3 protein-coding genes are annotated in these 4,446 nt (G+C 63.7%); all 3 read left to right on the top strand.

What is annotated here, in order from left to right; genetic code table 11:
• A complete protein-coding gene (gene gcvT / locus ACR0AD_RS20965; RefSeq protein WP_480489500.1) occupies window positions 1-1,095 on the top strand; it encodes a glycine cleavage system aminomethyltransferase GcvT in 1,095 nt (364 codons plus the stop codon).
• A gap of 18 nt (window positions 1,096-1,113) precedes the next feature.
• Entirely contained in the window at window positions 1,114-1,479 is a 366-nt protein-coding gene (gene gcvH, locus ACR0AD_RS20960; RefSeq protein WP_209505056.1) for a glycine cleavage system protein GcvH, read from the top strand.
• Between the two features lie 113 nt (window positions 1,480-1,592).
• A partial coding sequence (gcvP, locus tag ACR0AD_RS20955) for an aminomethyl-transferring glycine dehydrogenase (RefSeq protein WP_480489501.1) occupies window positions 1,593-4,446 on the top strand: 2,854 nt, incomplete at its 3' end.

Raw genomic sequence — 4,446 nt, 5'->3', positions numbered from 1 at the left:
ATGACCGAGATTAGACGCACGTCGCTTTTTGGGCTTCACGTTGAGTTGGGCGGCAAGATGGTTGATTTTGCCGGGTGGGAGATGCCGGTTCAGTATCCGCTGGGGATCATGGGCGAGCATAAGCAGTGCCGCGAGAAGGCGGCGTTGTTTGATGTGTCGCATATGGGTCAGGTGATATTGCGGGGCGAGAATGTGGGCGAGAAGCTGGAAGCACTGTGTCCGCAGGCTTATGCGACGCTGAAGGAAGGCAAGGCGCGGTACGGGTTCTTCACCAATGCCGAAGGCGGGATCATGGATGATTTGATCGTGTCGAACGCGGGGGATCATTACTTTGTGGTGGTGAACGCGGCGCTGCGCCATCAGGACATTCCGCATATGCGCGACAATCTGGACGGGGTTGAGGTGACCGAGATCTTCGACCGCGCGCTGGTGGCGGTGCAAGGCCCCAAGGCCGAGGACGTGGTGGGGGCGCTCTGCCCCGCGGCGCGCGATCTTAAGTTCATGGAAACCACGATTGCCGACATCCTGGGTGTCGAATGCCGCATCTCGCGGCTGGGCTACACGGGCGAGGACGGGTACGAGATCTCGATCCCCGAAGACAAGGCGATCGAGATCACCCGGGCGTTCCTTGCGCATGAGGATTGCGAACCGGCGGGTCTGGGCGCGCGCGACAGCCTGCGGCTTGAAGCCGGTCTGTGCCTTTATGGCAATGACATCGATCAGAGCACCTCGCCGGTCGAGGCCAGCCTTGGCTGGGCGATGCAGAAGCGCCGCAAGGAAGAAGGCGGCTTTCCGGGTGCGGAACGTGTGCAGCGCGAACTGGCCGAGGGGCCTGCGCGCAAGCTGGTGGGCATCAAGCCCGACGGGCGCGCGCCCGCGCGTCAGGGGGTCGAGGTGCAATGCCTTGAGGGCAACACCATCGGTCAGATCACCTCGGGCAGCTTTGGCCCCACGGTCGGCGGCCCGGTTGCGATGGGCTATGTGTCCGCGGGCCATGGCGAGCCGGGCGAGAAGGTCAACCTGATCATCCGGGGCAAGGCGCAACCGGCGCAGATCGTGGCGCTGCCCTTCGTCAAACAGAATTACAAGCGTTGAAGTCAGGAGAGAGACACCATGGCAACCTATTATTCCGAAGAACATGAATGGCTGGCGGTCGACGGCGACACGGCCACGCTGGGCATCACCAAACACGCGGCCGAGCAGCTGGGTGAGGTGGTCTTTGTCGAGCAGCAGGAAGTGGGCGACGAGTTCGAGAAGGATGGCGAGATCGGCGTGATCGAATCCGTCAAGGCCGCCTCCGAGCTTTACGCGCCGGTTGATGGCGAGATTACGGAAGTGAACGAGGCGCTGGCTGACAACCCCGGCGCGCTGAACGACGACCCCGAGGGCGAGGCCTGGATCTACAAGATCAAGATCGCCGATGCCGCGCAGCTGGAAGACCTGATGGACGAAGCCGGCTACAAGGCCTTCATCGGCTAAATCCGGCCCGGAGCCCCAGAGACCGGGGCTCCCTGCTTCATCTTTTCCAAATACTCCCGCCGGAGGCTCCTGCCGTCTCCGCCGGACCTGACCTATCCTTGAGGAGCGCTGCAATGGCCTTCAAACTGACCGACTACGAAGCCTATGACTTCGCCAATCGCCGCCACATCGGGCCCAGCCCGACCGAGATGCGCGACATGCTGCAGGTGATCGGCTTCAAGACGCTGGACCAGCTGATCGACGCTACCGTCCCGCCCGCGATCCGGCAGAAGGAACCGCTGGACTGGGGCCCGGCGATGACGGAACGCGATGCGCTCTTTCACATGAAGCAGGTGGCGGGCAAGAACAAGGTTCTGACCTCGCTGATCGGTCAGGGATATTACGGCACCACCACCCCGGCGCCGATCCTGCGCAACATCCTGGAAAACCCGGCCTGGTACACGGCCTACACGCCCTATCAGCCCGAGATCAGCCAGGGCCGGCTTGAGGCGCTGCTGAACTTCCAGACCATGGTCAGCGACCTGACCGGGCTCGATGTGGCCAACGCGTCCCTGCTGGACGAAGCCACAGCCGCAGCAGAAGCCATGGCGATGGCCAAGCGCGGCGGCCGGTCCAAGGCCAATAACGCGGCCTTCTTCGTGGATCGCAACTGTCATCCGCAGACCATTGCGGTCATCAAAACCCGCGCCGAACCCTTGGGCATCGATGTGCAGGTGGGCGATCCCGATCAGCTGGATGCAGGTGCCGTCTTTGGCGCGATCTTCCAGTATCCGGGCACCCATGGCCATGTGCGCGACTTCACGACCGAGATCGCGGCGCTGCATGAACATAACGCCATCGCCGTTGTCGCCGCCGACATCCTGTCGCTGGCGCTGCTGAAATCCCCCGGCGAGATGGGCGCGGATATCGCCATCGGCTCGACCCAGCGCTTTGGCGTGCCGATGGGCTATGGCGGCCCGCACGCCGCGTATATGGCGACCACCGACAAGCTGAAGCGCTCGATGCCGGGCCGGATCATCGGGGTCAGCATCGACAGCCGCGGCAACAAGGCCTACCGCCTGTCGCTGCAAACCCGCGAGCAGCACATCCGCCGCGAAAAGGCGAACTCGAACGTCTGCACCGCGCAGGCGCTGCTGGCTGTCATTGCCTCGATGTATGCGGTCTATCACGGACCCGACGGCATCAAGGCGATCGCGCAATCGGTGCACCGCAAGACCTCGCGCCTGGCCGCCGGTCTGGAAGAGGCGGGATTTGCGGTCGAACCCGAGGTGTTCTTCGACACGATCACGGTCGAGGTCGGTCATCTGCAGAATGTCGTTATGGAGGCCGCCGTGGCCCGTGGCGTCAACCTGCGCAAGGTCGGCGAGACCCGCGTGGGCATCAGCCTGGACGAACAGACCCGCCCCGAGACCATCGAGGCGGTCTGGGGTGCCTTCGGCATCGACCGCAAGGATGACAGCTCGAACAAGCAATACCGCCTGCCGGATTACGCGCTGCGCGAAAGCGCGTACCTGACCCACCCGATCTTCCACAAGAACCGGGCCGAGGCCGAGATCACCCGCTATATGCGCCGTCTGGCCGACCGCGACCTGGCGCTGGACCGGGCGATGATCCCGCTGGGGTCCTGCACCATGAAGCTGAACGCCACGGTCGAGATGATCCCGGTCACCTGGCCCGAGTTCGGCAACCTGCATCCTTTCGTGCCCGAAGATCAGGCGCGGGGCTATCACGAGATGATTGCGGACCTGAACGACAAGCTGTGCCAGATCACCGGGTATGACGCGATCTCCCAGCAGCCCAACTCGGGCGCGCAGGGCGAATATGCGGGCCTTCTGACCATCCGCAACTATCACTTCGCCCGTGGCGAAGGGCAGCGCAATGTTTGCCTGATCCCGACCTCGGCCCATGGCACCAACCCGGCTTCGGCGCAGATGGTGGGCTGGCAGGTTGTGCCGGTGAAATCGGATGACAAGGGCAACATCGATCTGAATGACTTCCGCGAGAAGGCGGAAAAGCATTCGGATCATCTGGCCGCGTGCATGATCACCTACCCCTCGACCCATGGCGTGTTCGAGACCACCGTGCAGGAGGTCTGCCAGATCACCCATGATCACGGCGGTCAGGTCTATATCGACGGCGCCAACATGAACGCCATGGTCGGCCTGGCACGTCCGGGTGACATTGGCGGCGATGTCAGCCACCTGAACCTGCACAAGACCTTCTGCATCCCGCATGGCGGTGGCGGCCCCGGCATGGGTCCGATCGGCGTCAAGGCGCATCTGGCCGAGCATCTGCCGGGCCACCCGGAATATGGCACCGCCGTGGGCCCGGTCTCGGCGGCCCCCTTCGGCTCGCCCTCGATCCTTCCCGTCTCATGGGCCTATGTGCTGCTGATGGGCGGTGCGGGGCTGACGCAGGCCACCAAGGTGGCGATCCTGAACGCCAACTACATCGCGGCGCGGCTCAAGGACGCCTATCCGATCCTCTACACATCGGAAACGGGCCGGGTGGCGCATGAATGCATCCTCGACACAAGGCCGCTGGACGAGGCGGCGCATGTCACCGTCGACGATGTGGCCAAGCGTCTGGTCGATTCAGGCTTCCACGCCCCCACGATGAGCTGGCCGGTGGCCGGAACCCTGATGGTCGAGCCCACCGAATCCGAACCCAAGGACGAGCTCGACCGCTTCTGCGACGCCATGCTCTCGATCCGCTCGGAAGCGCAGGACATCATCGACGGCAAGATCGACGCGGAAAACAACCCGCTGAAAAACGCCCCCCACACAGTGCGCGATCTGGTCGGCGACTGGGACCGCCCCTACACCCGCGAACAGGCCTGCTTCCCGCCGGGATCCATGGGCGTCGACAAATACTGGTCCCCCGTCAACCGCGTCGACAACGCATACGGCGACCGAAACCTCGTCTGCACATGCCCACCAATGGACGCATACGAAGACGCCGCAGAGT

The organism is Ruegeria sp. BH8 (genome assembly GCF_056538065.1).
Note: the sequence above shows the minus strand (reverse complement) of the source record. Positions and strands in the feature narration are given on the sequence as shown.

Bases quoted from the DNA above. Each gene is read 5' to 3' on its own strand.
- gcvH (WP_209505056.1), top strand. From the start codon at position 1,114: ATGGCAACCTATTATTCCGAAGAACATGAATGGCTGGCGGTCGACGGC.
- gcvT (WP_480489500.1), top strand. From the start codon at position 1: ATGACCGAGATTAGACGCACGTCGCTTTTTGGGCTTCACGTTGAGTTG.